At 72.5% G+C, this 23739-nt stretch carries 21 protein-coding genes and 2 pseudogenes; 13 read left to right on the top strand and 10 right to left on the bottom strand.

The window, feature by feature from the left end; translation table 11 throughout:
* Nucleotides 1–11: 11 nt before the first annotated feature.
* The 5 genes and pseudogenes from J2S42_RS14420 (at nucleotide 12) to J2S42_RS14400 (ending at nucleotide 4907) form a co-directional block, all read left to right on the top strand.
* The gene (locus J2S42_RS14420; protein ID WP_307239432.1) at nucleotides 12–740 is read left to right on the top strand and encodes a TIGR03943 family putative permease subunit; all 729 of its coding nucleotides are present in this window, start codon (nucleotides 12–14) and stop codon (nucleotides 738–740) included.
* Nucleotides 701–1543 (top strand): alpha/beta fold hydrolase, encoded by an 843-nt coding sequence (locus J2S42_RS14415; protein ID WP_307239429.1) that lies wholly within the window; start codon nucleotides 701–703, stop codon nucleotides 1541–1543. Before J2S42_RS14420 ends, J2S42_RS14415 begins: the two co-directional genes overlap by 40 nt.
* Nucleotides 1540–2325 (top strand): AAC(3) family N-acetyltransferase, encoded by a 786-nt coding sequence (locus tag J2S42_RS14410; protein WP_307239427.1) that lies wholly within the window; start codon nucleotides 1540–1542, stop codon nucleotides 2323–2325. The genes J2S42_RS14415 and J2S42_RS14410 overlap by 4 nt, the downstream gene beginning before the upstream one ends.
* Nucleotides 2326–2381: 56 nt before the next feature.
* Nucleotides 2382–2912, top strand: coding sequence for a DUF6328 family protein (locus J2S42_RS14405; protein WP_307239424.1), 531 nt, complete (start codon nucleotides 2382–2384; stop codon nucleotides 2910–2912).
* Nucleotides 2913–2976: 64 nt separating this feature from the next.
* Nucleotides 2977–4907: pseudogene (locus J2S42_RS14400) on the top strand (acyl-CoA dehydrogenase family protein).
* On the opposite strand, the gene J2S42_RS14395 reads toward J2S42_RS14400, so the two are convergent.
* The 7 genes and pseudogenes from J2S42_RS14395 to J2S42_RS14365 all read right to left on the bottom strand — a co-directional run bounded on the left by J2S42_RS14395 (nucleotide 4885) and on the right by J2S42_RS14365 (nucleotide 9301).
* Nucleotides 4885–5460 carry a hypothetical protein gene (locus tag J2S42_RS14395; RefSeq protein WP_307239422.1) on the bottom strand — a complete coding sequence of 192 codons (576 nt, stop codon included), beginning with the start codon at nucleotides 5458–5460 and terminating at the stop codon, nucleotides 4885–4887. The pseudogene J2S42_RS14400 and the gene J2S42_RS14395 sit on opposite strands and share 23 nt — an antisense overlap.
* Nucleotides 5461–5560: 100 nt before the next feature.
* Complete coding sequence (locus tag J2S42_RS14390) at nucleotides 5561–5974, bottom strand: Fur family transcriptional regulator (protein WP_307239420.1); 414 nt, start codon at nucleotides 5972–5974, stop codon at nucleotides 5561–5563.
* An 83-nt stretch (nucleotides 5975–6057) separates the two neighbouring features.
* Nucleotides 6058–6351: pseudogene (locus tag J2S42_RS14385) on the bottom strand (ArsR/SmtB family transcription factor); the annotation flags it as partial.
* A 16-nt stretch (nucleotides 6352–6367) separates the two neighbouring features.
* Entirely contained in the window at nucleotides 6368–7243 is an 876-nt protein-coding gene (locus J2S42_RS14380) for a metal ABC transporter permease (protein WP_307239418.1), read from the bottom strand.
* Nucleotides 7240–8013, bottom strand: coding sequence for a metal ABC transporter ATP-binding protein (locus tag J2S42_RS14375; RefSeq protein ID WP_307239416.1), 774 nt, complete (start codon nucleotides 8011–8013; stop codon nucleotides 7240–7242). Before J2S42_RS14375 ends, J2S42_RS14380 begins: the two co-directional genes overlap by 4 nt.
* On the bottom strand, nucleotides 8013–9020 hold the full coding sequence (locus J2S42_RS14370; protein ID WP_307239413.1) for a metal ABC transporter substrate-binding protein: 1008 nt from the start codon (nucleotides 9018–9020) through the stop codon (nucleotides 8013–8015). The genes J2S42_RS14375 and J2S42_RS14370 overlap by 1 nt, the downstream gene beginning before the upstream one ends.
* Nucleotides 9021–9076: 56 nt before the next feature.
* The gene (locus J2S42_RS14365; protein ID WP_307239411.1) at nucleotides 9077–9301 is read right to left on the bottom strand and encodes a hypothetical protein; all 225 of its coding nucleotides are present in this window, start codon (nucleotides 9299–9301) and stop codon (nucleotides 9077–9079) included.
* 61 nt (nucleotides 9302–9362) lie between these two features.
* Here J2S42_RS14365 and J2S42_RS14360 point away from each other — a divergent pair, with 61 nt between their 5' ends.
* The 7 genes from J2S42_RS14360 (at nucleotide 9363) to J2S42_RS14330 (ending at nucleotide 19676) form a co-directional block, all read left to right on the top strand.
* Nucleotides 9363–9704, top strand: a complete 342-nt coding sequence (locus tag J2S42_RS14360; RefSeq protein ID WP_307239409.1) for an antibiotic biosynthesis monooxygenase family protein — start codon at nucleotides 9363–9365, stop codon at nucleotides 9702–9704.
* 23 nt (nucleotides 9705–9727) lie between these two features.
* A complete protein-coding gene (locus tag J2S42_RS14355; protein ID WP_307239407.1) occupies nucleotides 9728–10342 on the top strand; it encodes a hypothetical protein in 615 nt (204 codons plus the stop codon).
* 68 nt (nucleotides 10343–10410) lie between these two features.
* A complete protein-coding gene (locus J2S42_RS14350) occupies nucleotides 10411–11790 on the top strand; it encodes a glycine--tRNA ligase (RefSeq protein ID WP_307239405.1) in 1380 nt (459 codons plus the stop codon).
* A gap of 728 nt (nucleotides 11791–12518) precedes the next feature.
* Nucleotides 12519–15164, top strand: coding sequence for a hypothetical protein (locus J2S42_RS14345; RefSeq protein WP_307239404.1), 2646 nt, complete (start codon nucleotides 12519–12521; stop codon nucleotides 15162–15164).
* Nucleotides 15165–15174: 10 nt separating this feature from the next.
* On the top strand, nucleotides 15175–16326 hold the full coding sequence (locus J2S42_RS14340; protein WP_307239402.1) for a DUF2786 domain-containing protein: 1152 nt from the start codon (nucleotides 15175–15177) through the stop codon (nucleotides 16324–16326).
* A 227-nt stretch (nucleotides 16327–16553) separates the two neighbouring features.
* Nucleotides 16554–18332, top strand: coding sequence for a thiamine pyrophosphate-requiring protein (locus J2S42_RS14335; protein WP_307239399.1), 1779 nt, complete (start codon nucleotides 16554–16556; stop codon nucleotides 18330–18332).
* Nucleotides 18333–18395: 63 nt separating this feature from the next.
* On the top strand, nucleotides 18396–19676 hold the full coding sequence (locus tag J2S42_RS14330; RefSeq protein WP_307239397.1) for an AI-2E family transporter: 1281 nt from the start codon (nucleotides 18396–18398) through the stop codon (nucleotides 19674–19676).
* 144 nt (nucleotides 19677–19820) lie between these two features.
* Here J2S42_RS14330 and J2S42_RS14325 read toward each other — a convergent pair whose 3' ends face one another.
* Genes J2S42_RS14325 through J2S42_RS14315 form a run of 3 tightly spaced genes read right to left on the bottom strand, consistent with a single transcriptional unit; the run spans nucleotide 19821 to nucleotide 22427 of the window.
* A complete protein-coding gene (locus tag J2S42_RS14325; protein ID WP_503128926.1) occupies nucleotides 19821–20705 on the bottom strand; it encodes a Sco1979 family transcriptional regulator in 885 nt (294 codons plus the stop codon).
* 4 nt (nucleotides 20706–20709) lie between these two features.
* Entirely contained in the window at nucleotides 20710–21555 is an 846-nt protein-coding gene (locus J2S42_RS14320) for an SAM-dependent methyltransferase (RefSeq protein ID WP_370879181.1), read from the bottom strand.
* Entirely contained in the window at nucleotides 21555–22427 is an 873-nt protein-coding gene (locus tag J2S42_RS14315) for a winged helix-turn-helix transcriptional regulator (RefSeq protein ID WP_307239393.1), read from the bottom strand. Before J2S42_RS14315 ends, J2S42_RS14320 begins: the two co-directional genes overlap by 1 nt.
* 53 nt (nucleotides 22428–22480) lie before the next feature.
* Between J2S42_RS14315 and J2S42_RS14310 the strand changes: the two genes are divergently transcribed.
* The gene (locus tag J2S42_RS14310) at nucleotides 22481–23701 is read left to right on the top strand and encodes an MFS transporter (RefSeq protein WP_307239391.1); all 1221 of its coding nucleotides are present in this window, start codon (nucleotides 22481–22483) and stop codon (nucleotides 23699–23701) included.
* Nucleotides 23702–23739: the final 38 nt, after the last annotated feature.

The raw sequence follows: 23739 nt of genomic DNA, 5'->3' as shown, positions 1-23739 counted from the left end.
GGGGTTCGGGGATGAATCGTCAGGCCCAAGCGGTGATCATGCTGCTGTTCGGCGGCGCGATCCTGAAGGCGTCCATCGGCGATCTCTACCTGCGCTACGTCAAGGAGATGCTGCAACCGTTCCTGATCGCCTCCGCGCTGCTGCTCATCGCGGCCGGCGTGATGACGCTCTGGTACGACCTGCGCAAGCCGGAGGTCGCGCACGACCACGAGGAGGACGACGGCCACGGGCACAAACATCACGAGCCGCGCGTCGGCTGGCTGCTGATCCTACCGGTGCTCGGCCTGCTGTTGGTCGCGCCGCCCGCGCTCGGCGCCTACGCGGCCGGCCAGTCCGGCAGCGCGCTCGCCGGCCAGCAGGCCGAGTCCGACTACCCGGCGCTGCCGGAGGGCGACCCGGTCAAGGTGACCATGCTGGACTACGCGTCCCGGGCCGTCTTCGACGAGGGGAAGTCGCTGACCGACCGGCGGCTGCTGCTCACCGGCTTCGTCACGCAGGGGCCGGACGGGCAGCCGATGCTGGCTCGCATGATCCTCAGCTGCTGCGCCGCGGACGGCCGGCCGATCAAGGTCGGTCTGAGCGGCAACGTGCCGGCCGCCGTACCCTCGGACACATGGATCGAGGTCACCGGCTCCTACACCGCGCAGACGGCGAAGGACCCGGTCAACGAGGCCACGGTTCCCTACCTGGAGGTCGAGACGTGGCAGGAGATCCCGGCGCCGAAGCAGCAGTACGAGTAGCCGCCCGCGGGTTCACGTTCGACGTCCGCGCCGGCGGGCCGGCGGACGGCGAGCCGATTTTGCTGCTGCACGGCTTCCCGCAGCACAGCGCGGAGTGGGACCTGGTGGTGCCGCACCTGCACGCGGCCGGTCTGCGGACGTACGCGCTGGACCAGCGCGGTTACTCCGCGGGCGCGCGCCCGTCCGGCGCGGCCGCGTACACGCTCGCGGAACTGGTCGCGGACGCGGTCGCGGTGCTGGACGCGCTCGGCCTGGAGTCCGCGCACGTGTGCGGGCACGACTGGGGCGCGATGGTCGCCTGGGCGCTGGCCGGCGCGCACCCGGACCGGGTGCGGTCGCTCACCGCCGTCTCCGTGCCGCACCCGCGCGCGATGGGCTGGGCCCTGCGCAACGACCGTGACCAGCGCCGCCGCTCGTCGTACATCCTGCTGTTCCGGCGGCGGTTCCTGGCCGAGGCGGTGCTGCTCGCGTTCCGCGGCCGGGCGCTGCGGACGATGCTGATCGGCGCGCGCGCCGATCTCTACGTGTCCCGGATGCGCGAGCGCGGCGCGCTGACCGCGGCGCTGAACTGGTACCGCGCACCGGCCTCGCTGCAGACCGGCCGGATCGAGGTGCCCACCACGCTGGTCTGGAGCGACGGCGATCCGGCGCTCGGCCGAGCCGGTGCGGAGCGCACCGCGCGGTACGTGACCGCGGATTACCGGTTCGCCGCGGTGAACGGCGTCGACCACTGGGTGCCGGAGCGGGTTCCACAACTGTTGGCCGACGAGATCATCGCCAGGGCCGGTATCGTCACCGGGTGAGTCTCCTTCCGCCGACCCGTTCCTCGCTGGCCGCGGACCTGGCCGCCCTCGGCGTCCGTCCCGGCGGCGTCGTGCTGGTGCACAGCTCGCTGCGCGCGATCGGCTGGGTGTGCGGCGGCGCGGAGGCGGTGGTGCTGGCGCTGCGCGACGTGCTCGGCCCGGACGGCACGCTGGTGGTGCCCGCGCACACCCCGGTCAATTCGGACCCGGCCCGCTGGGTCAATCCGCCGGTGCCGGTCGAGTGGTGGGACGTGATCCGCGCGGAGACGCCCGCGTTCGACCCCGCGCGCACGCCCAGCCGGGCCATGGGCGCGGTGGCCGAGCAGGTGCGTACCTGGCCGGGCGCGCGACGCAGCGATCACCCGCAGGTGTCGTTCGCCGCGCTCGGGCCACAGGCCACGGAGATCACCGAGGGGCACGCGCTCGGCGACGGGCTGGGCGAGACGTCCCCGCTCGGCCGGCTGTACCGGCTCGGCGCGGACATCGTGATGCTCGGCACCGGCTGGGACACGTGCACGTCGTTCCACCTGGCCGAGTACCGCTGGAACCGGGCGCCCCGGCACACCGAGGGCGGCGCGGTACGCGGGCCGGACGGCGCGCGTACCTGGGTGACCTGGGAGGACGTGGCGTTTGACGCGTCCGATTTCGAGCTGATCGGCGCTGATCTGCCCGAGTTCGTACCGGTCCACACCGGAGTGGTCGGCACCGGCACCGGCACGCGCGTCGCACTGCCGGCCGCGGTCGACTTCGCGGCTCGCTGGCTGCCGCTCCACCGGGTTTGATCTTCACGCGGTCCGGGCATCAGAGGGCCCGCTGAAGCACATATGGAGGGCAGGCGATGGCGCACACCAAGGAGACCGAGAAGCAACGCTGGGACCGCAACTTCCAGGACCTGCTCCAGGAGTTGCGCGTGGCGCAGACCGGCGTCCAGATCCTCTTCGCGTTCCTGCTCACGCTGCCGTTCGCGGCCGGCTTCGGCCAGACCACGCAGCTGCAGAAGGACGTGTACCTGATCGCGCTGGTCTCCGCCGCGTTCGCCACCGCGATGATCATTTCGCCGGTCGCGTTCCACCGCGCGCTGTTCCGCCAGGGCCGCAAGCCGGAGCTGGTCAAGTACGCGCACAAGATGGCGACCGGCGGGCTCGCGTTCATGCTGATCTCGATGGTCAGCTCCGTCTTCGTGATCACGGACTTCCTGCTGAACCTGACCTGGGCGATCGTGCTCACCGCCGTCACCGGACTGTGGTTCGCCACGTTCTGGGCGCTGCTGCCGTTCGCGCGCCGCAACTGGGCGGACGACGACGAGGAGGACGACGACGTCGCCTATGCGGAGGAGAGCAACGAGCCGGTGCTGCCCAACCCGCGCTGACAGCGGGTAGCGTGCTGAGGCAGGAGGGTACGGCGTGCGTCCGTACCGTGTCAGGGGTTGTGCCGTGACGACCACAGACCGTTCCGACGCCACGCGGCGTGCCGACGTCTCCGAGCGGGAGGCCCGCCGCGTCGCGGAGGAGGCCCGCACACAGGAGTGGGACCGGCCGAGCTTCGCCAAGGAGCTGTTCCTCGGCCGGTTCCGGCTCGACCTGATCGATCCGTACCCGGACGACGACCCGGCGCGGGCCGGCGACGCCGCGGAGTTCCTCGGGCGCCTGGAGGCGTTCCTGCGGTCCGAGGTGGACGGCGCCCTGATCGAGCGTGCGGCCCGGATTCCGGACGAGGTGCTCACCGGCCTGGCCGCGCTCGGCGCGTTCGGCATGACGATCGATCCACGGTACGGCGGGCTCGGGCTCTCCCACCTGCACTACTGCCGCGCGCTCACGCTGGTCGGGTCGGTCAGCCCGGCGCTCGGCGCGCTGCTCTCCGCGCACCAGTCGATCGGCGTACCGCAGCCGTTGAAGCTCTTCGGCACGGAGGCGCAGCGCCGCGCGTTCCTGCCCCGGCTGGCCGCCGGCGAGGTGTCCGCGTTCCTCCTCACCGAGCCGGACTCCGGCTCCGACCCGGCCCGGTTGCGCACCACCGCCACGCCGGTCGACGGCGGCTACCGGCTCAACGGTGTCAAACTCTGGGCCACCAACGGCACGATCGCGTCACTGCTGGTCGTGATGGCCCGGGTGCCGGACGCCGGGATCACCGCGTTCGTGGTCGAGGGCGACAGCGAGGGCGTCACGGTCGAGCGCCGCAACGAGTTCCTCGGCCTGCGCGGCCTGGAGAACAGCGTCACCCGCTTCCACGACGTGTTCGTACCGGACCGGAACGTGGTCGGCGGCGTCGGTCGTGGATTGAAGATCGCATTGACGACGCTGAACACCGGCCGCCTGTCGCTGCCCGCGCTGTGCGTGGCCGCCGGGAAGTGGTCACTGGCCGCCGCGCGCGAGTGGTCCGCCGCCCGCGTCCAGTGGGGACAGCCGATTGGCCGGCACGAGGCGATCGCGAAGAAGCTGTCGTTCATCGCGGCCACCACCTACGGCATGGAGTCCATGCTGGAGCTGTCCTGCCTGCTCGCGGACGAGGAAGGCGGCGACATCCGGATCGAGGCCGCACTCGCCAAGCTGTACGCCAGCGAGATGGGCTGGCAGATCGCGGACGAGCTGGTGCAGATCCGCGGCGGCCGCGGCTACGAGACCGCGGCGTCGCTGGCCGCGCGCGGCGAACGCCCGCTCGCCGCCGAGCAGCAGCTGCGCGACCTGCGGATCAACCGGATCTTCGAGGGCTCCACCGAGATCATGCACCTGCTGATCGCGCGCGAGGCGGTCGACGCGCACCTCCAGGTCGCCGGCGACATCATCGACCCGGAGGTCAACCTGACCGGCAAGGCCCGCGCCGGCGCCCGGGCCGGTGCGTTCTACGCGAAATGGCTGCCCACGCTGGCCGTCGGCAAGGGCCAGACCCCGGGGCGTACGCGGACTTCGGTCACCTGGCCACCCACCTGCGTTACGTCGAGCGCTGCGCGCGGAAACTGGCCCGGTCCACGTTCTGGGCGATGGGCCGATGGCAGGGCAAGCTGGAGCGGAAACAGGCGTTCCTGGCCCGGATCGTGGACATCGGCGCCGAACTGTTCGCGATCTCCGCCGCCTGTGTGCGCGCCCGCGCCGAGGCCGCCGCGCACCCCGAGGTGATAGAGCTGGCCGACCTGTTCAGCCGCCAGGCCCGGCTGCGCGCGGACGCGCTCTTCGACGCGCTCCGGGCCAACACCGACTCGGTCGACAACGCGGCCGCCCGGCGCCTGCTGGCCGGGCGGTACGCATTCCTGGAGCGCGGCATCGTGCCGCCGGGCGGGCCGGGGGAGTGGGTCGCACCGTGGGAACCGGGAGCGGCCACGGTCCCGGACGTGCGGCGCCGGCTGCCTACTTCAGACCCAGCGACCTGAGCTCCAGCCGCGCCAGCGCCTCCATCGCCGCCTCGTCGCCGCGCCGCCAGGCACCGGCCACGTCCGGGTTGATCTTCGCCAGGCGGCGCACCGGCTGCCCGGTCAGCGCGCGCAACGCCAGCAGATCCCGGCCCGCGACCGAGCCGCGCGCGGCCGCCGCGGACCCGGCCCGGCGCATCCACCTGACCCGCAGCGGCAGCCAGGCGAAGAGCACCAGCCCCAGCGGTACGGCGACGAGCGCCAGCGGCAGCGCCCAGGCCAGATCCGCGACCAGCTCCTGCTGGTCGCGGCCCGCGTTCGCCAGGCCCAGCGCGGCCTCGGCGGCCCGGGTGAACGGCGCGGTCAGCTCGTCGCCCGCGATCGGCACCCGGCCCACCTTGGTGCCGGCGTCGGTGAGGTTGTCCGCGATCCCCTGGCCGGCGCCCTCCAGCTTCTGACCGGGCACCGCGAGCTTCTCGATCAGGTCGCGCAGCCAGAGCCCCAGCCTGATCCACGCGTAGACCCACGCTATTACCAGCAGATCCGTGACGACCTGACGCACGAACACGGGCATGCGATCCGCATAAATCTTCACGCACCCCAGCGTCCCGCACGGTCATCGGCCGCGCACGCCGGGATCTGCAGCCGGTTGTCAGCTCCGCGGGATACAGGACCTAGGCGCCGGCGCAGGCCTTGCAGGTGCCGAAGATCTCCAGGGTGTGGCTGACGTCGACGAAGCCGTGCTGGGCGGCGACGCGGTCGGCCCAGGACTCGACGGCCGGGCCCTCGACCTCGACGGTGCTGCCGCAGGAGCGGCAGACCAGGTGATGGTGGTGGCCGGAGCTGCAGCGGCGGTAGAGGTGCTCGCCGCCGGGCGGGCGCATGACGTCGATCTCACCGCTGTCGGCGAGGCCCTGGAGCGTGCGGTAGACCGTGGTCAGGCCGACCCGCTCGCCGCGGTCGCGGAGCATCGCGTGCAGGTCCTGGGCGCTGTGGAAGCCCTCGACCTCGGCCAGCAGCGAGCTGACCGCGGTGCGCTGGCGGGTGTTGCGGACGGCGGCGGCCTGGGCCGCGTTATCAGCGATCATCGGGAGTCTCCGGCGGGCGTGGGCGCGGCGTGGTCATGCACCGAAGCGGAAGCGGGGGTTCGTTTCGTGACCACGGTGGCGCCGGACTCGCCGGCGTGGCTCACCGCGTCCGCCACGATGTGCGCGATGTGCTCGTCGACGAGCACGTAGGCGATCTCCCGGCCCCGCCGGGAACCGCGCACGACCCCGGCACCGCGCAGCACGCGCAGGTGCTGGGAGACCAGCGGCTGTGGTGCGCCCAGCGTCTCCACCAGGTCGTGCACGCACTGCTCACCCTTGGCCAGCTCGGTGACGATCGCGACGCGGATCGGCGCGGAGAGGGCACGGAGAAGTTCGCTTGCGGCCTCGTAGGCTCCGTACCCCGTCGCGCTGGTCACCCAGCAACCGTACAACTCAGTGGTTGAGGACCACGTCCGGAGGTTCGGGGGTGCTGACCGGGGCGGCCGGGATCATCCGGCGGCGGACCAGGCGCCACACGCCCGCGCCGATCGCCAGGCCGAGGAAGACCGTGATGGTGAGCAGCACGATCGTGGCGCCGAGCGCGGTGTTCGCCTCCCCCGCGAGGGTGACACCGGCGCCGGCCGAGGCCACGCCGATCAGCATGGCGAGCGCCATCGTGGCCCGGAAGCCGCGGGTGATCTGTTGCGCGGCCGCGACCGGGACCACCATCAGCGCGCTGACCAGCAGCAGCCCGACCGCGCGCATCGCGATCGTGACGGTGACCGCGGTGGTCGCGGCGAGCAGCAGGTTGAGCGCGCGGACCGGGAGACCGGAGACGCGCGCGTACTCCTCGTCGTGGCAGACCGCGAACAGCGCCGGGCGCAGCGCGACCATGGTGACCAGCACCGCTAGGCCGAGCACCACGATCACGGTCAGGTCGCTCGCCGAGGTGGTGGTCAGGCTGCCGAACAGGTACGCGGTGAGGCTGTTCCCGGTGCCGGTGGGAGAGAGGCCGACCAGCACGACGCCGCCCGCGATGCCGCCGTAGAACAGCACGGCCAGCGCCAGGTCGCCGGAGGTGCGGCCGCGCTCGCGGACCAGCTCGACGCCGATCGCGCCGATCGCGGCCACGAGCACGGCGGTGAGCACCGGCGACTGGCCGGTGAGCAGGCCGACGCCGACGCCGGTCAGCGCCACGTGCCCGATGCCGTCGCCGATCAGGGACAGCTTGCGCTGCACCAGGTAGATGCCGAGCGCGGGCGCGGTCAGACCGATCACCAGCGCGCCGATCAGCGCGCGGATCATGAAGTCGTACTGGAACAGGTTCACCCGTCCACCGCTCCCCGGACGATCGCCAGGCTCGAATCCTCGGCGCAGTGCTGGTGCTGATGGTCGTGCCCGGCGTCCGCGTGGTGCCCGGCCGGTGCCGGGAGGTCCGGCCCGTCGTACGCGATCCGCCCGTCGTGTACCACCACCGCGCGCTGGATCAGCGGTTGCAGCGGGCCCAGCTCGTGCGCGACCAGCAGTACGGTGCCGCCGGTGTGCAGGAACCCGGCGAGCGCGTCCGCGAACGCGACCTGGCTGGCCGAGTCCACGCCCGCGGTCGGCTCGTCCAGCACCAGCAGTTCCGGCTCGCCGGCCAGCGCCCGGGCGATCAGCGTGCGCTGCTGCTGCCCGCCGGAGAGCGTGGCCACCGGGTCCTTGGCGCGGCCGGTCAGCCCGACGGACTCGAGCGCGGCCGCGACCGCTGCCCGGTCGGCCGCACCCGGCGGCCGGAGGATGCCGCGCCGGGCCAGCCGTCCGGACGCCACCACCTCGCCCACGGTCGCGGGCACGCCGCCACCGGCGTCCAGGCGCTGCGGCACGTAACCGACCCGGTGCCACTGCCGGAAGCGCCGCTGCGGCGTCCCGAACAGCGAAACGGTCCCGCCGGACAGCGGGACCAGGCCGAGGATCGTGCGGATCAACGTTGACTTGCCGGAGCCGTTCGCACCGAGCACCGCGACGACCTCACCGGCGGAGACCGTCAGCGAGACGTCACGGAGCACGGGGCGGCCGTCGTAGCCGACCACCCCGTGCGCAACCGAGACGATGTCCATCAGGAGCAGCTTAGTGCGGTCTTCAGCGACGCCAGATTCGTCCTCATGACGGTGAAGTAGTCCCCGGTCGCGCCGTCGGCCAGGCCCTCCAGCGGGTCCAGCACCTCGGCCTTCGCGCCGACCTCCTGCGCGATCGTCTCGGCGAGCTTCGGGCTGACCAGCGTCTCGAAGAAGATCGTGGTGGCGCCGTGCTCCTTCGCCTCCGCGGCGACCTCGGCAAGGCGCTGCGGGGACGGCTCGTCCTCGGTGGATATGCCGGAGATGCCGATCTGCTCCAGCTTGTAGCGGTCGGCCAGGTAGGCGAACGCGGTGTGGCTGGTCACGATCTCCCGGCGCTCGCAGGTCTGCAGGCCGGTGCTGAACTCAGTGTCCAGCGCGGTCAGCTCGGTGCGCAGCGCGGCGGCCCGTGCGGTGTAGTCCGCGGCGTGGTCCGGGTCGGCCTCGGCGAGCTTGCCCGCGACCGCGTCCGCGACCGTGGCCAGCCGAGTCGGGTCGAGCCAGAGGTGCGGGTCGGTGCCGCCCTCCTCCTCTTCCGCGTGCTCCTCCTCTTCCGCGTGCTCCTCCTCGGCCTCACCCTCGTGCTCGTGAGCGTGCTCGGAACCGGACAGCAGCGGCACGGCGGTGCTCGCGTCGAACGAGCGGGCCGCGTTGTTCTGCGTGATCGCCTCGTCCACGGCCGGCTGGAAGCCCTTCAGGTAGACCACCAGCTGTGCGTCCGTGAGCTGGCCGACCTGCTGCGGGTTCAGCTCCAGGTCGTGCGGCTCGGCGCCGGGCTTGACCAGGTTGGTGACGGAGACCGCGTCGCCGCCGACGCGCTCCGCGACGAACTGCAGCGGGTAGAACGCGGCGACCACGCCGAGCTTGTCGCCGGCCGACGCGGCCGCGCCACTGTCGTCGCCGCACGCGGTCAGCGCCGTGGCACCGAGCAGCGCGGTGGCGGCGACGGCGGCCAGACGCGGGCGAAATATCTTAGATGTCCGGAAGCCGGGGGTGTTGCTGCTTGACATGATTTCCACTGTCCGGAGTGTGGAAATCATTGTCAAAGACGCATGGATGCATGAGATCAGACCAGCTTCCAGATCGCGGCCGCGAGCAGCAGCGCGATCATCACGACCCGGACCGGGCGCAGCGCCGCCGGGGTGGCCCGCCAGACCGCCGCGGCCAGCGCGATCACGGCGGCCGTGAGCAGCAGCAGGAGCACGCCGCCGGCCGGGCCGGGGATCAGCAGGCCGAGGAGCACCACCAGCAGCGTGGCGAGGAACACGCCGGTCGGGTTCAGCCGGGACACGGGGATCTCGCTCTCGTCGTACCGTATGGGGGTTTCGATTGTCGGCCGAGGGGATCCGCCGGTGCTAGTCATCAACCGCTTCGTCGTGGCCGAGGACGCGGCCGACCGCTTCGCGGAGCGGGGGCGCGCGGCACTCGCGGCACTGGCCGCGCGGCCGGGCTACACGGCCGGACGGCTCACCCGCGCGCTGGACGACCCGGCGCACTGGAGCCTGGTCACCGAGTGGGAGTCGGTGGGCTCCTACCGGCGTGCGCTGAGCGACTTCGACGTCAAGATCGCCGCGGTGCCGCTGATGGCCGAGTCGATCGACGAGCCGTCCGCGTTCGAGGAGCTGGCGACCGCGGAGCCGGGCGGCGAGGTGCGGGTGGCCGGCAGTGATCGGGCCACGCACCCGCATCGCTAGATCGAGCGATTAATGTTGACCCCATGAGCCTCGCCGGACCCGACGCCGTGCCGACGCCCGGTGAGCCGACACCGCCCCAGGCGGCACCGCCCCAGCCGGCGCCTTCCCAGGCAGCACCGCCCCAGGCGGCACCTCCCCAGCCGGCACCGCGCGTCGCGTCGCCGCCGCCGCCCGGCCCCGGTGTGGCGCCGCCGTTCCCCGCGCCGCCGGTCGAGGGCCGGGCCGGCCGCATCTGGCTCGGTGTCGGCATCGTCGCGGCCGTCGTGGCGCTCTGCTGCGGTGGCGGCACGATCGCGGCGATCGGCATCGGCCTGACCACCACGCAGGCGCTCACCGAGCAGGCGCAGGCCCAGGTGGGGGAGTACCTCGACGCGCTCGCGGACGAGGACTACTCGCTCGCCTACAGCTACCTGTGCGACCAGGAGCAGGCCGGCCAGACCCGTCGCCAGTTCATCGACTCGATGGACGGCCGGCCGGTGATCTCGTCGTACGAGCTGGGCGAACTCGACCCGTACCAGACTGAACTGCTGATGCCGGCGCAGCTGACGTATTCCGGTGGTCAGCAGGTCACGGTGCAGTACATCCTGGTACAGGACACGAGCACGGCTCAGCTCGAAGTCTGCGGAACCCAGGGGTAACCTCTAACGGTTCCGCACCGACGTCACCTATTCAAAGCGCCGACCGCCAGCCGGCGTAGAAGGAAATCATGGCCGCCGATCGCATTGACTCCGTTGTCAGCCTCGCCAAGCGCCGGGGCTTCGTCTTCCCGTCCAGCGAGATCTACGGCGGTACGAGGTCGGCCTGGGACTACGGTCCGCTCGGCGTCGAGCTGAAGGAGAACGTCCGCCGCCAGTGGTGGAAGACCATGGTCCAGCAGCGGGACGACGTCGTCGGCCTCGACTCCGCGGTGATCCTGGCCAAGGACGTCTGGGCCGCCTCCGGCCACCTGGAGGCGTTCGTCGACCCGCTGACCGAGTGCCAGTCCTGCCACAAGCGCTTCCGGGCCGACCACCTGGAGGAGGCGTTCGAGGCCAAGCACGGCCGTACGCCCACCGACCTGAGCGAGCTCAACTGCCCGAACTGTGGCAACAAGGGCACGTTCAGCGCGCCGCGCATGTTCAACGGCCTGATGAAGACGTTCCTCGGTGCCGTCGAGTCGGACGAGGGCCTGCACTACCTGCGCCCGGAGACCGCGCAGGGCATCTTCGTGAACTTCGCGAACGTGATGACCGCCGCGCGCAAGAAGCCGCCGTTCGGCATCGCGCAGACCGGCAAGTCGTTCCGCAACGAGATCACGCCGGGCAACTTCATCTTCCGGACGCGCGAGTTCGAGCAGATGGAGATGGAGTTCTTCTGCCAGCCCGGCGAGGACGAGCAGTGGCACGAGTACTGGCTGCAGGAGCGCTGGAACTGGTACCTCGACCTGGGCCTCTCCGAGTCGAACCTGCGCTTCTACGAGCACCCGAAGGAGAAGCTCTCCCACTACTCGAAGCGCACGGTCGACATCGAGTACCGCTTCATGTTCGGCGGCACCGAGTTCTCCGAGCTCGAGGGCGTGGCGAACCGTACCGACTTCGACCTGACCACGCACAGCAAGCACTCCGGCGTCGATCTCTCCTACTTCGACCAGGAGAAGAAGGAGCGCTGGACGCCGTACGTGATCGAGCCGGCCGCCGGCCTCACCCGCGCGGTGCTCGCGTTCCTGCTCGAGGCGTACGACGAGGACCAGGCGCCGAACACCAAGGGCGGCATGGACACCCGCACGGTCATGCGCTTCGACCCGCGCCTCGCGCCGGTCAAGGTCGCGGTGCTGCCGCTGTCCCGCAACCCGGAACTCTCGCCGAAGGCCAAGGAGCTGTCCGCCACGCTGCGTAAGCGCTGGGTCGTCGAGTTCGATGACTCCCAGGCCATCGGCCGCCGCTACCGCCGCCAGGACGAGATCGGCACGCCGTTCTGCGTCACGGTCGACTTCGACACGCTCCAGGACAACGCGGTCACGGTCCGCAATCGCGACACCATGCAGCAGGAGCGCGTCTCCCTCGACCGGATCGAGACCTACCTGATCGAGCGCCTCCCCGGCTGCTGACCTCGCCAAAGCCGGCCACGACGGGTTACGGAGCGGAGAATCGCCATTTTCCCGCTTCCGTCGTGGCCGGTTTCCGCATGCTCCCGCGGGCACCGGTCGGCCGCAGGCGGCCTCCCTGCCGGTTCCGCGGCGTCCCGAAAACCCGTGCGGCTCCCACCGCCGGGCACGCGCCTCGCGATCGCGTGGGCGGTGCCGGACGCGCCTGTCCGGAATGTCCCCAGAGGCCTCTCCCGGCGCAAGCCGATCGGGCCACCCGGCTCTGCTGCGGCATCCGGCTCGGTTGCGGCACCCGGCCTGCTGCGGTGTCCGGCTTTGCTTACGGCAACGGGCGCTCCACGCCCGAAATATCGCGATATCGCCCCACACGGGGAGTGCAGCCGCCAGTGAACGACGCTGCTCAGCCTTCGGACCCGCGGCGGATGCGATCACCAGCCGCGGCGCCCAAGGGCCTTGTCCGGAAATTCCGGACAGGTAGCGCACCTGGCCGGCTACGTAGGCCGGTTCGGCACCGCGGGTGTGCGGACCGCGCGACCGCCCGGGGTACGACGTTCGGCCACCACCGTGATCCCCCGATCGCCCCGGTGCGCGCGGCCGTTCCGGCACAGTTGACCGGCATCGACGGACATAGCCGCAGGTCGGCCGCGGAGGTGCGAAAACCGGCAGGTGTGTGTGGACGGTGGGTGTACTAGCTTGCTGGCAATCCACCTGCTCGGCCGTCAGGGGTAGACGTGCGTCACCACGGAAGACACAGGCTCCGGCAGCGTCGCCGGCGGGGGGTCGCGCTGACCGCGGCCGTGCTGGTGCTGCTCGGGCTCGGTACCCAGGCCGCGTCCGCCGCGGCCGGTGCGGTCGAGGTGACCGCGAAGCTCGGCGGTGATCCGGTCACGGTCCGCACGGTGGAGCCGGGGCAGGACGCGATCGTGTCGTTCCCGGCCGAGGCGGGGCAGCGGGCGCTGGTCGAGATCACCGACATCCGGCTCGGCGGCATGTGGGTCTATCTGCGCGACACCACCGGCGCCACGCTGCGCCAGGTCTCCTGCGCCAACGGTGTGGAGTGTGTGCTGGACACCGCGGATCTGACCGCGTCCGGGCGGTACTCGGTGTATCTCGACGCGTCGCAGTCGTCCTACGGCGTGGCCACGGTGCGGCTGCACGACGTGCCGCCGGACGTGGTCGCGGGCTACACGATCGGCGGGCCGGCCACCACAATCAGCACGGACGCGCCGGGCCAGAACGCGTACCTGGCGTTCAGGGGGCGGGCCGGGCAGCGGGTCTTCACCCGGGTCAGCGCCGGCACGGTCGGCTCGATCACTGCGTACCTGCTGGATCCGGCGGGTGTCTCGCTCGGCGGCGGCGTGTGTGACGTGCCGTGCGACATCGACGCCACCGTGCTGCGCGCGGACGGCGAGCACCGGCTGCTGCTCAGCCCGTCCGGTGTGCGGACCGGTTCGCTGACCGCGCAGGTGCTGGACGTGCCGGCGGATGTCGAGGCGGTCACCGGGATCGGCAAGCCGGCGCCGGTCACCACCACGGCGCCGGGGCAGAACGCGCGCGTGCTGTTCGACGCGGACGCCGGCGCCAAGGTCACGGTCGCGGTCACCGAGAGCGGCTTCACCACCGGGCGCATCTCGCTGCACGGGCCGAAGGGCGAGATGCTGGTGAGCGGCGACTGCACCCGCAACTGCGCGCTGACCGGCGTGCCGCTGACCACGTCCGGCACGCACACCGTGCTGCTCGACCCGACCGGCGCGCAGACCGGCACCGCGGTCGTCACGATCACGGTCTCCGCGCCGGACGTGCTGGCCGTCGTGGTGCCCGGCGGTGACCCGGTCACGCTGACCGTCACCGAGGCCGGGCAGAACGCGGCCGTGGTCTTCACCGGCGCGGCGAAGCAGCACGTGTCGGCCGTACTCTCGAAGGGCTCGCTGGGCCGGGCCACCGCGTCGCTGCGCGCGCCGGGCGGCACCGTGCTGGCGTCCGCGTCCTGCGCCGTCTCCTGCTTCCTGGACGTCCGGTCGCTGCCGGCGGACGGGCGCTACACGCTGCACGTCGACCCGGACGGTGCGAACACCGGGTCGATCACGGTGCGGGTGCACGACGTACCGGCCGACGCGGTGGTGGTCGCGGTGCCCGGCGGCGACCCGGTGCCGCTGACCACGACGGTCCCGGGCCAGAACGCGTTCGCGGACTTCGCGGTCAAGCGCGGCGACCGCACGTTCATCCAGCTGACCGGCGGTACGTTCGGCAACGCGCCGGGCTATCTGCGCGACCCGTCCGGCGTCGACCTGGCGCTGTTGCAGTGCGCGAGCAGCTGCGCGTTCGACGCCGGTGCGGCCGCGACGGACGGCGTCCACCGGATCGCGCTGGACCCGCAGGGCGCGGACACCGGCGGCATCACGGTCACGGTGTACGCGGTCCCGGCCGACGCGATCGCGCACACCGCGCCCGGCGGTGGCCCGGTCCAGGTCGCCACCGGCACGCCGGGTCAGGGCGCGACGGTGGTGTTCGACGCGGTGGCCGGGCAGCGGCTCTCCGCCCGGCTCAGCGGCGGTACGTTCGGCGGCTCCTCGTCCGCCTCGGCCGGCCTGCGCCGCCCGGACGGGAGCTGGCTGGTCAACCCGGTGTTCTGCGGCGTCACCTGTTTCCTGGACGCGGTCACGGCGGACATGTCCGGCACCTACACGCTGGTCGTCGATCCGCAGGGCGCCGCGGTCGGCGGGATCACCGCGGAGATCTTCGACGTGCTGGACGCGGCCGTGGACGCGGAGGCCGGCGGCGACGCCGTGGGTGTGAGGACCGGCACGCCCGGCCAGAACGCGGTGGTGTCGTTCCACGGTGCCGCGGGCATGCGCGTCTCGGTCCGGCTCACCGGCGGCACGTTCGGCACGGCCGCGACGACGCTGCGCGGCCCGGACGGCGGCACGCTCGCCTCGGCCGGCTCCTGCGGCGCGACCTGCTTCGCCGACACCGTGACGCTGCCGGTGACCGGTGTCTACAGCGTGCTGGTCAACCCGGCCGGCGCCGCGGCCGGCTCCGCGACGGTGCAGATCCACGCGGTGCCGCCGGACGCAACCGCGGCCGTCACGGTCGGCGGCGGCCCGGCGGCCGTCACGGTCACGGTGCCCGGGCAGAACGCGGCGGTCACGTTCGACGGCGTGGCCGGGCAGGCGGTCACGCTCGTGGTCGAGGCCGGGACCGGCACCACCGCGTACCAGCTGCGTGGCCCGGACGGCACGCTGCTCGCCACCCGCTCCGGCACGGCCGCCGTGCTGGTCACGATCGGGCCGGTCATGCTCACCGCGTCCGGCACACAGACGCTGTCGCTGAACCCGGCCGCGCACGCCGTCGGCTCGTCCACGGTCACCGCCACGTAACCTTGCCCGCGTGACGACGACGGGGACCTCGGCCGCGGACCGGATCAGGGCGATCCTGAGCGGCGCGAACGGCTACGAGACCGGCCTGGACGAGCTGACCGTGCTGCCGCCCGCGGAGGTCGACCCGGCGCTGTCCGCCGCGCTGCGCCAGGCCACGGAACGGCTGTTCCGCGCCGGCTGGCAGCCGGTCGAGCTGCACCGGCTGGTGACCCGCCGCTCCGGCCCGGACGCCGCCCGGCTGGTGGCCGACGCGGCCGCGGCCCAACTGCACCGGACCCCGGCCGCGGATCCGCGCTGGACCGCGCAGGCCGCGGAGATCGGCGCGGAGCGCTGGTGGCCGGCCGACGACGGCTACCCGTCCGAGCTGGGCCGGCGGCTGCGCGCCGACCGGGTGACCGTGCTGGACCTGATCCTGTCCACGCTCACGGTGCTGCGCACGCTACCGCCGATCGAGATCCTCATGCCGCCGCCGGGCACGTTCGTCCCCCGGCGTGATCCGGAGAAGTCGGACAACCGGGTGCTGGAGCGCGTGCGTGCGCTGCTGGCCAAGGCCGAGTCCACCGACTACCCGGCCGAGGCCGAGGCGTACACCGCGAAGGCCCAGGAGATGATCACCCGGCACAGCCTGGACGAGGCGCTGCTCACCGCGGACCACGCCGACGTCGTACCGCTGGCCCGCCGGATCGCGGTCGACGCGCCCTACGAGAGCGAGAAGGCCGCACTGCTGCACGCGGTCGCCCGCGCCAACCGCTGCCACGCGGTCTGGACCCCCGACCTCGGCTTCGCCACCGTCTTCGGCTTCGACGCCGACATCGACGCGGTCGACCTGCTGCACGCATCCCTGCTGATCCAGGCGCAACGAGCGATGTCCCGCACCGAGCCACCCGGCGGCAAGGCCGGCAAGTCCCGCCTGAAGACGTTCCGCGCGTCCTTCCTGGTCGCCTTCGCCAGCCGGATCGGCGAACGCCTGACCCGGGCGGCCCGCGCCGCGCTCCCGTCCGGCGACGACCTGCTGCCGGTGCTCCGCTCCCGCGACCTCCAGGTCCACGAGACGATGACCCGCGCCTTCCCGCACACCGAACGCGCCCGCGGCACCCGCGTGGACAGCGACGAGGGCTGGCGCGAGGGACGCGCCGCGGCCGACCGGGCCACGCTGTCATAATCCTTCAGAAGCAGATATTCCCGCTTCCGGCGTGGCCGCTTCCCGCATGCTCCCGCGGGCCCCGGTCGTCGCTGGCGCTCCTCCCTTCCGGTTCCGCGGTGGTCACCGAGCCCCGGTGCGGTCCTCCACCCGCCGGAAGTCACCGCGGGTGCGGAGCGCCCGACTGTGTGCGCGAGCGAGGCTCGGCGGCCTCACATATGTCGTGTGGTGTGGGGTAAGCGCGAGGTATGGCTGACAAGACCGTCTCGGATGTCCTGGTCGAACGGCTGGAAGCGTGGGGGGTGAGCCGCGTCTTCGGGTATCCCGGGGACGGCATCGATCCGGTGCTGGGTGCGATCCGGCGTGCGGGTCGGCCGGAGTTCGTGCAGGCGCGGCATGAGGAGACCGCGGCGTTCATGGCGTCCGGGCACGCGAAGTACACCGGGGAGCCGGGAGTGTGCCTGTCCACCCAGGGCCCGGGGGCGGTGCACCTGCTGAACGGGCTCTACGACGCGAAGCTGGACGGGAAGCCGGTGGTGGCGATCGTCGGGCAGCAGGTGTCGACCGTGCTCGGCAGCGCGTACCAGCAGGAAATTGATCTGGTCCGGTTGTTCGGCGACGTCTGCGCGCAGTTCGTGCAGGCCGCGCACACGCCGGAGCAGGTGCCGATGCTGATCGACAAGGCGTTCCGGACCGCGCTCGCCACCCGCAGCCCGACCTGTGTGGTGCTGCCGCACGACGTGCAGTCCGCGCCCGCGCCCGACCCGGTGGAGCAGTCGCACGGCGTGCTGATCACCAGCCCGGGTCTGCGCCCGGCGCGTCTGATCCCGCACGCGGCGGACATCGCGGAGGCGGCGAAGCTGCTGTCCGCCGGGGAGCGGGTGGCGATCCTGGTCGGGCAGGGCGCGGCCGGCGCGGCGGCGGAGGTGGTCGAGCTGGCCGAGCGGCTGGGCGCGGGCGTGGCCGCGTCGCTGCTGGGCAAGCCGGTGCTGGACGAGTCGCTGCCGTTCCACACCGGCGTGATGGGCCACCTGGGCACGACCGCGAGCGCGGAGCTGATGCGCGCGGCCGACACGCTGCTGCTGGTCGGCACGAACGACCCGTGGACCGAGTTCTACCCGAAGCCGGGGCAGGCCCGCGCGGTGCAGATCGATGTGGACGGACGCCGGCTGGGCGTGCGCTACCCGGTCGAGGTGCCGCTGCTCGGCGACGCGGCCGAGACGCTGCGCGCGCTGATCGCCGCGCTTCCCGAGGCACCGCCGAAACCTTTCCAGAATCAGGTGCACACGTGGGTACGCCGCTGGCACGCGATCGCCGGGGAACGCGCGGACGCACCGGCCGAGCCGATCAACCCACAGCGGGTGGTCCGCGCGCTGAACGGCCGGCTGCCCGCGAACGCGCAGGTCTCGGTGGACGTCGGCTCCGTCGTCTACTGGTACGCCCGGCACCTGCGCCTGCCCGCCGGTGTGCCCGCGCACCTGTCCAGCACGCTGGCCTCGATGGGCTCCGCGCTGCCGTACGGCCTGGCCGCCAAGCTGGCCCGCCCGGACCGCCCGGTGATCGCGCTGGCCGGTGACGGCGCCATGCAGATGAGCGGCCTGGCCGAGCTGATCACGGTGGCGTCCCGGTGGCGGGACTGGGCCGATCCGCGCTTCGTCGTCTGCGTGCTGAACAACCGTGACCTGGCCGAGGTCAGCTGGGAGCAGCGGGAGACCGAGGGCGAGCCGCGCTTCCCGGACTCGCAGCACATCCCGGACGTGCCGTACTCCGGCTGGGCCGGACTGCTCGGCCTGCACGGCATCCGGGTGGGCCACCCGGACGCGCTGGACGCGGCGTGGGACGAGGCGCTCGCGGCCGACCGCCCGGTGGTGCTCGACGTGCTCACCGACCCGGCCGTCCCGCTGCTGCCGCCGCTGCGGGACGACGACACGATCGCGCCGATGTTCGCCGCGCTGGATGCCGAGGGCGGCGACATCGCTCGCCGCGCCGCCGAATACCTGCGCCGGGAACGTGCCACGGAGTCCTGACTCGGGTGTTTTCGCACGTCATCGCGTGGGTACGCAGTGCACACCGCGCTGTAAGGAGTCGCCATGTCGTGGGTCAACACCGTTCGCCGCCGGGCCAGGTCCGTGCTCGCGGACCGCGTCCGGGAGGCGGCGCCGCCGCCGTTCGTCCCGTCCCAGCCCACCCCCGACCTGCCGCCGGTCGTGGTGATGGAACCGGCGCCGACCACGGACGATCTGGTGCCGCGCGGCGTGCGGATCGCCGGGTCCTGGGCCTGGCGGATCATTCTCTTCGTCGCGGCCGCCTACCTGCTGTTCCGGGTGATCGGGCTGCTCCGCGTGGTGATCATCCCGGTCGCGGTCGCGCTGTTGCTGGCCGCGCTGTTCGAGCCGATCGCGGCCTGGCTGCGCCGGCGCGGCGTCAACCGGTCGTTCGCGGCCGTGCTGGTGCTGCTGGCCGCGCTGGTCGGCGTGTTCGGCGGGCTCGGCCTGATCGTCCAGACGTTCATCGCGCAGTACGACGACCTCGCCACCCAGGTCGGCGACGGCATCGACGAGGTGCAGGCGTGGCTCACGGACGGGCCGCTGCACCTGTCGCAGAGCCAGCTCAACGGCTACGTGGAGGCGCTGCAACAGCAGATCTCCGGTAACCAGGGCGCGCTCACCACCGGTGCGATCAGCACCGCCGCGACCGTGGGCGAGATGGTCACCGGCTTCTTCCTGGTGCTGTTCACGCTGTTCTTCATGGTCCGCGACGGCGGCGCGATGTGGTCGTTCCTGTGCCGGCTGCTGCCGGAGGGCGCCCGGCTCCCGGTCGCGCGCGCCGGTCACTACTCATGGCACACGCTGGTCTCGTACGTGCGTGCCACCGTGTTCGTCGCGTTCGTGGACGCGGTCGGCATCGGCGTCGGCCTGGCCGTCATGCACATCCCGCTGGCGCTGCCGCTGACCGCGCTGGTCTTCCTCGGCGCGTTCGTCCCGGTGATCGGCGCCACCGTCACCGGTGCGGTCGCGGTGCTGGTGGCGCTGGTCGCGCAGGGCCCGTTCAGCGCGCTGATCGTGCTCGGCATCGTGATCGCGGTGCAGCAGCTGGAGGGCCACATCCTGCAGCCGCTGATCATGGGCCGGGCGGTGGCGCTGCACCCGCTGGCCGTCATCCTCGCCATCGCGTCCGGCGCGGTGCTGGCGGGTGTGGTCGGCACGCTGGTCGCGGTGCCGGTGCTGGCGGTGCTGAACACGGCGTTGCGCTACCTCTTCGACCACCCGAGCGGCGAGCCGACGCCGGACCGGACCCCGCCGGGCACGCGACCGGCCGGACCGGACGACGCGCCGGAACCGGTGGAGACGGTGGATCCGCGCACCCTATGACCAGGTCTTGAGCCGGCGTTCGCGACTGAGCGGGGGTTTCGCGCGTGGGCCGGAAGTGGCAGGGAGGCCGGCCACGGCCGACCGGTCTCCGGCGGGAGCGGCGGAACCGGACCACGGCGGGACCGGGACCGGCTCGTGATCGCTTCAGAGCTCGCGCAGCGCCCGGTGGATGACGTCGGCGGTGCGTTCCGGGGTGGTGGCGTCGATGAAGAGGCGGCCGGCGGCGGCCGCGTACTCGTCGACGTCCTCCGGGCGGTCCAGGTAGAGGCTGCCGGTCAGCTGCTCCAGGAACACCACGTCCGGCACCTCCTCGAGCGCGAACCGCAGAATGCTGAACGCGCCGCCGGCCGCCGCGTGACCGCCCGCGCTGAACGGCACCACCTGCAGCCGTACGGCCGGTGCCTCGGTCAGCTTCAGCAGTGCCTCGAGCTGCTCGCGGTGGATCGCGCGGTTGCCCATCGGGCGCAGCAGCACGGCCTCGTCCAGCACCGCCCACAGCCGCGGCCCGCCGGGCCGGGTGAGCATGGTCTGCCGGGCCATCCGCAGCTCGACGCGGCGGTCGATCTCCCGCTTGGTGCTGCGGCCGTGCCCGATCGAGATCACGGCGCGCGCGTACGCCTCGGTCTGCAGCAGGCCCGGCACGAACTGGATCTCGTAGCTGCGGATCAGCTCCGCGGCCTGCTCCAGGTCGAGGTAGTTGAGGAACCAGGCCGGCAGCACGTCCGAGTACGCCTGCCACCAGCCGGGCCGGTTCGCCTCCCGGGCCAGCGCGAGCAGCTCGGCCTGGTCCGGTTCGGCCACGCCGTAGAGCGTGAGCAGGTCGGTGACGTCGCGCTCCTTGAAGCCGACCCGGCCCAGCTCCATCCGGCTGATCTTCGACTCGGACGCGCGGATCGAGTAGCCCGCGGCCTCGCGTGTGACGTCCGCGGCGATCCGCAGCGCGCGCAGCCGGGAGCCGAGCTGCATGCGGCTGACCGTCGGGCCGGTGCCCTCGCCCGGTCCGCCGGTGTGTCGTGACGGTGTGCTCACGGTGCTACGGTTTGCGCCCGACCGCGCCGTACTGGTCGATCGCGGGCGCGTCGGTCTCCGGCCGCCACCGGGTGACCGGGACGACGCCCGGCTCGGCCAGCTCCAGACCGTCGAAGAGCGCGGCGATCCGTTCCGGCGTGCGCAGGTGGTACTTCGGGTTCGCCGAGAGGTTCCAGATCCGGACCGCCTCGGTGTTCTCCGGGCTGGTGTCGCTGCCGTCGTACATCGCGAACCAGCTCCCCGGCGGCAGCGCCGCCAGGTACGTGTCGATCAGCTGCTTGGCCTCGTCGTCGCGCTCCACGTGCCCGAGGATGCCCATCAGGAACAGCGCGACCGGCCGCGTCAGATCCAGCGTCTTCGCGGCCTCGGCCAGGATCGTGGCCGGGTCGCGGAGGTCGGCGTGCACGTACGCCGTGGCGCCCTCGGGCGTGCTGTCCAGCAGCGCGCGCGCCTGCGCCAGCACCAGCGGGTCATGGTCGACGTAGACGATCCGTGCGTCCGGCGCGACCGACTGCGCGACCGTGTGCGTGTTCTCCGCCGTGGGCAGGCCGGTGCCGATGTCCAGGAACTGGCGGACGCCCACCTCCGCGGTCAGCCACCGGGTCACCCGGGCCAGGTAGGCACGGGACAGCCGCGCGTTCTCCGCCAGCTGCGGCAGGTTCGCCAGGATCTCGTCGCCGACCGCGCGATCGGCCGCGAAGTTGTCCGTGCCGCCGAGCAGATAGTTCCAGATCCTGGCCGTCTGGGGTGCCGACGTGTCCACGTGCGCGTCCTTCGCAGGGTCAGTGGTGCGGGCCGGATGGACCCGGCAAGCATAGTGCCTTTCTTGACACAGTCCACAAAAGACCATCAGAGGGTACGGCGGGCCCGCTCCAGCATCTCGTCCACCGACCCGGCCGGGTCGCTCACCGGGAACTGCACGGCCCGGACGGTCAGTTTCGGGTCGGCCAGCAGCGTCAGCCGCTTGAACCGGTCCGCGCCCGCGACCCGGAACGTGGGCAGCTGGAGCGCGGCCGCGAGCCGCGCGTCCGGATCGGACAGCAGCGGGTAGGGCAGCTCCGCCCAGGCGGAGTAGGCGGCCAGCTGGTCCGGCCGCTGGGTGCTGACGCCGTGCACGCGCACACCCGCCGTGGCGAACGCGGCGTGCCGGTCCGCGTAGGTGCGCGTCTCCAGCGTGCAGCCGCGGGTACCCGGGATGTCACCCCAGCCCGGCGGGTACGCGTGCGCATCGGCCGGTGCGAACGCGCCCGGGAAGAAGAACAGCACGGTCCACTCGCCGGGCTCGGCCGGCCGTACCGCCGCGCCGCTCCGGTCCTTGATCTCCAGGTCCGGGAGGCGGCGGCCGACCAGGCCCTCCGCGCGGCGCACCTCCGCGTCGCCGCCGTCCGCGGTCAGCGTGCCGTCGCCGAGCACGTGCCGCGTGCCCCAGTCCTGCAGCGCGACCAGCACCGGGAGCAGCGCCTCGCCCTTCGCGGTGAGCAGGTAGTCGAAGCGCGGCGGGTGCGCGGAGTAGGCCCGCTTCGCCAGTACGCCGTGCGCGACCAGCCCGGCCAGCCGTTCGGTCAGCGCGCGGCGGCTCATGCCCAACTCACGCTGCAGCGCGTCGAACCGGGTGACGCCACCGGCCACGTCGCGCACGAGCAGGAACGTCCACCAGTCGCCGAGCACGCCGAGCGCCTGCGCGATCCCGCAGTCGGCATCCGACAGTTCCTCCCGCTTCACGCCTCCCACTATAGTGAGTTCCAAATTGGAACTAACTACATTCCGGGGGCGCCATGTTCGCGCGCTGGTACGCCGCGATGACCACCAGCCAGACCGGCACCGCGATCGGCGCCGTGGCGCTGCCGCTGACCGCGCTGGTCGCGCTGGACGCCACACCGTTCCAGATGGGGCTGATCGCGGCCGCGCAGTACGTCGCCTGGATCGTGATCGGCCTGCCCGCCGGGGTGCTGGTCCGGCGGCTGCCGCTGCGCACCGCCCAGGTCGGCGCGGACCTGGCCCGGTTCGCGGCCGTGGTGTCCGTGCCGCTCGCCTGGTGGGCCGGTGTGCTCACGGTCGGCCAGCTGGTCGCGGTCGCGCTGGTGACCAGCTTCGCCAACGTGATCTTCGACGTGGCGAACTCGGCGTTCCTGGTCTCGATCGTGCCGGCCGACCAGTTGCAGAGCCGCAACAGCCTGGTCTCCGGTACGCACGCGGCCACGCTGCTCGGCGGCCCGTCCGCCGGTGGCGTCATCGTGCAGCTGCTCGGCGCCGTACCCACGCTGCTCGTCGACGCGGCCAGCTATCTCGCCTCCGCCGCCCTGCTGCGCACGCTGCCGCACCGCCCGGCCGAGGCGCCGGACGGCCGGGCCGCGGTGGTCGCGCAGATCCGCGAGGGCTGGCGGTACGTGACCGGCCACCCGATCATCGGTCCCTGCATGTGGGAGGCCACCGTGATCAACACGATCAACGGCGCCTACCACGCCCTCTTCGCGCTCTACCTGGTGCGCGACTTGAACGCCTCACCCGGCCTGGTCGGCGTGCTGCTGGCCGCGGACGGCGCCGGCACCCTGCTCGGCGCCGCGCTCACCACCCGCATCACGAACGCGATCGGCACCGCGCGGACCCTGCTGCTGACCGGCTTCGTCATGATTGCCGGAGCCGCGCTCATCCCACTCGGCACCGGCCCCTGGGGCTACGCCGCGTTCGCACTCGGCAACCTGATCTTCGGCGGTGCCGTGGTGGTGAGCAGCGTGGTCACCCGCACCTATCGCCAGGTCACCAGCCCACCGGGAATGCTCTCCCGGGTGATGGCCACGGTCCGCTTCGTCTCCTGGGGCGCCATCCCCCTCGGCGGCCTGACCGCCGGTACCCTGGCCGGCCTGATCGGCACCCGCCCGACACTGCTCCTCTTCGCCCTCTTCGCCACCGCCATCCCGGCCACCCTGCTCCGCTCCCCCCTCCGCCACCTCCGCAACCTGACCGACCACCAGCCCGCATCACCCGCCCAGCTCTGAGGCCGCGACGATCGCCGTACCGACGGGGGACGGCGACC

This window comes from Catenuloplanes indicus (genome assembly GCF_030813715.1).
GTDB lineage: Bacteria > Actinomycetota > Actinomycetes > Mycobacteriales > Micromonosporaceae > Catenuloplanes > Catenuloplanes indicus.
Note: the sequence above shows the minus strand (reverse complement) of the source record. Positions and strands in the feature narration are given on the sequence as shown.

Bases quoted from the DNA above. Each gene is read 5' to 3' on its own strand.
- J2S42_RS14310 (WP_307239391.1), top strand. From the start codon at position 22,481: ATGTTCGCGCGCTGGTACGCCGCGATGACCACCAGCCAGACCGGCACC.
- J2S42_RS14370 (WP_307239413.1), bottom strand. From the start codon at position 9,020: ATGTCAAGCAGCAACACCCCCGGCTTCCGGACATCTAAGATATTTCGC.
- J2S42_RS14395 (WP_307239422.1), bottom strand. From the start codon at position 5,460: ATGCCCGTGTTCGTGCGTCAGGTCGTCACGGATCTGCTGGTAATAGCG.
- J2S42_RS14420 (WP_307239432.1), top strand. From the start codon at position 12: ATGAATCGTCAGGCCCAAGCGGTGATCATGCTGCTGTTCGGCGGCGCG.
- J2S42_RS14330 (WP_307239397.1), top strand. From the start codon at position 18,396: ATGTCGTGGGTCAACACCGTTCGCCGCCGGGCCAGGTCCGTGCTCGCG.
- J2S42_RS14375 (WP_307239416.1), bottom strand. From the start codon at position 8,013: ATGGACATCGTCTCGGTTGCGCACGGGGTGGTCGGCTACGACGGCCGC.
- J2S42_RS14390 (WP_307239420.1), bottom strand. From the start codon at position 5,974: ATGATCGCTGATAACGCGGCCCAGGCCGCCGCCGTCCGCAACACCCGC.
- J2S42_RS14355 (WP_307239407.1), top strand. From the start codon at position 9,728: ATGAGCCTCGCCGGACCCGACGCCGTGCCGACGCCCGGTGAGCCGACA.
- J2S42_RS14405 (WP_307239424.1), top strand. From the start codon at position 2,382: ATGGCGCACACCAAGGAGACCGAGAAGCAACGCTGGGACCGCAACTTC.
- J2S42_RS14335 (WP_307239399.1), top strand. From the start codon at position 16,554: ATGGCTGACAAGACCGTCTCGGATGTCCTGGTCGAACGGCTGGAAGCG.
- J2S42_RS14350 (WP_307239405.1), top strand. From the start codon at position 10,411: ATGGCCGCCGATCGCATTGACTCCGTTGTCAGCCTCGCCAAGCGCCGG.
- J2S42_RS14320 (WP_370879181.1), bottom strand. From the start codon at position 21,555: ATGGTCTTTTGTGGACTGTGTCAAGAAAGGCACTATGCTTGCCGGGTC.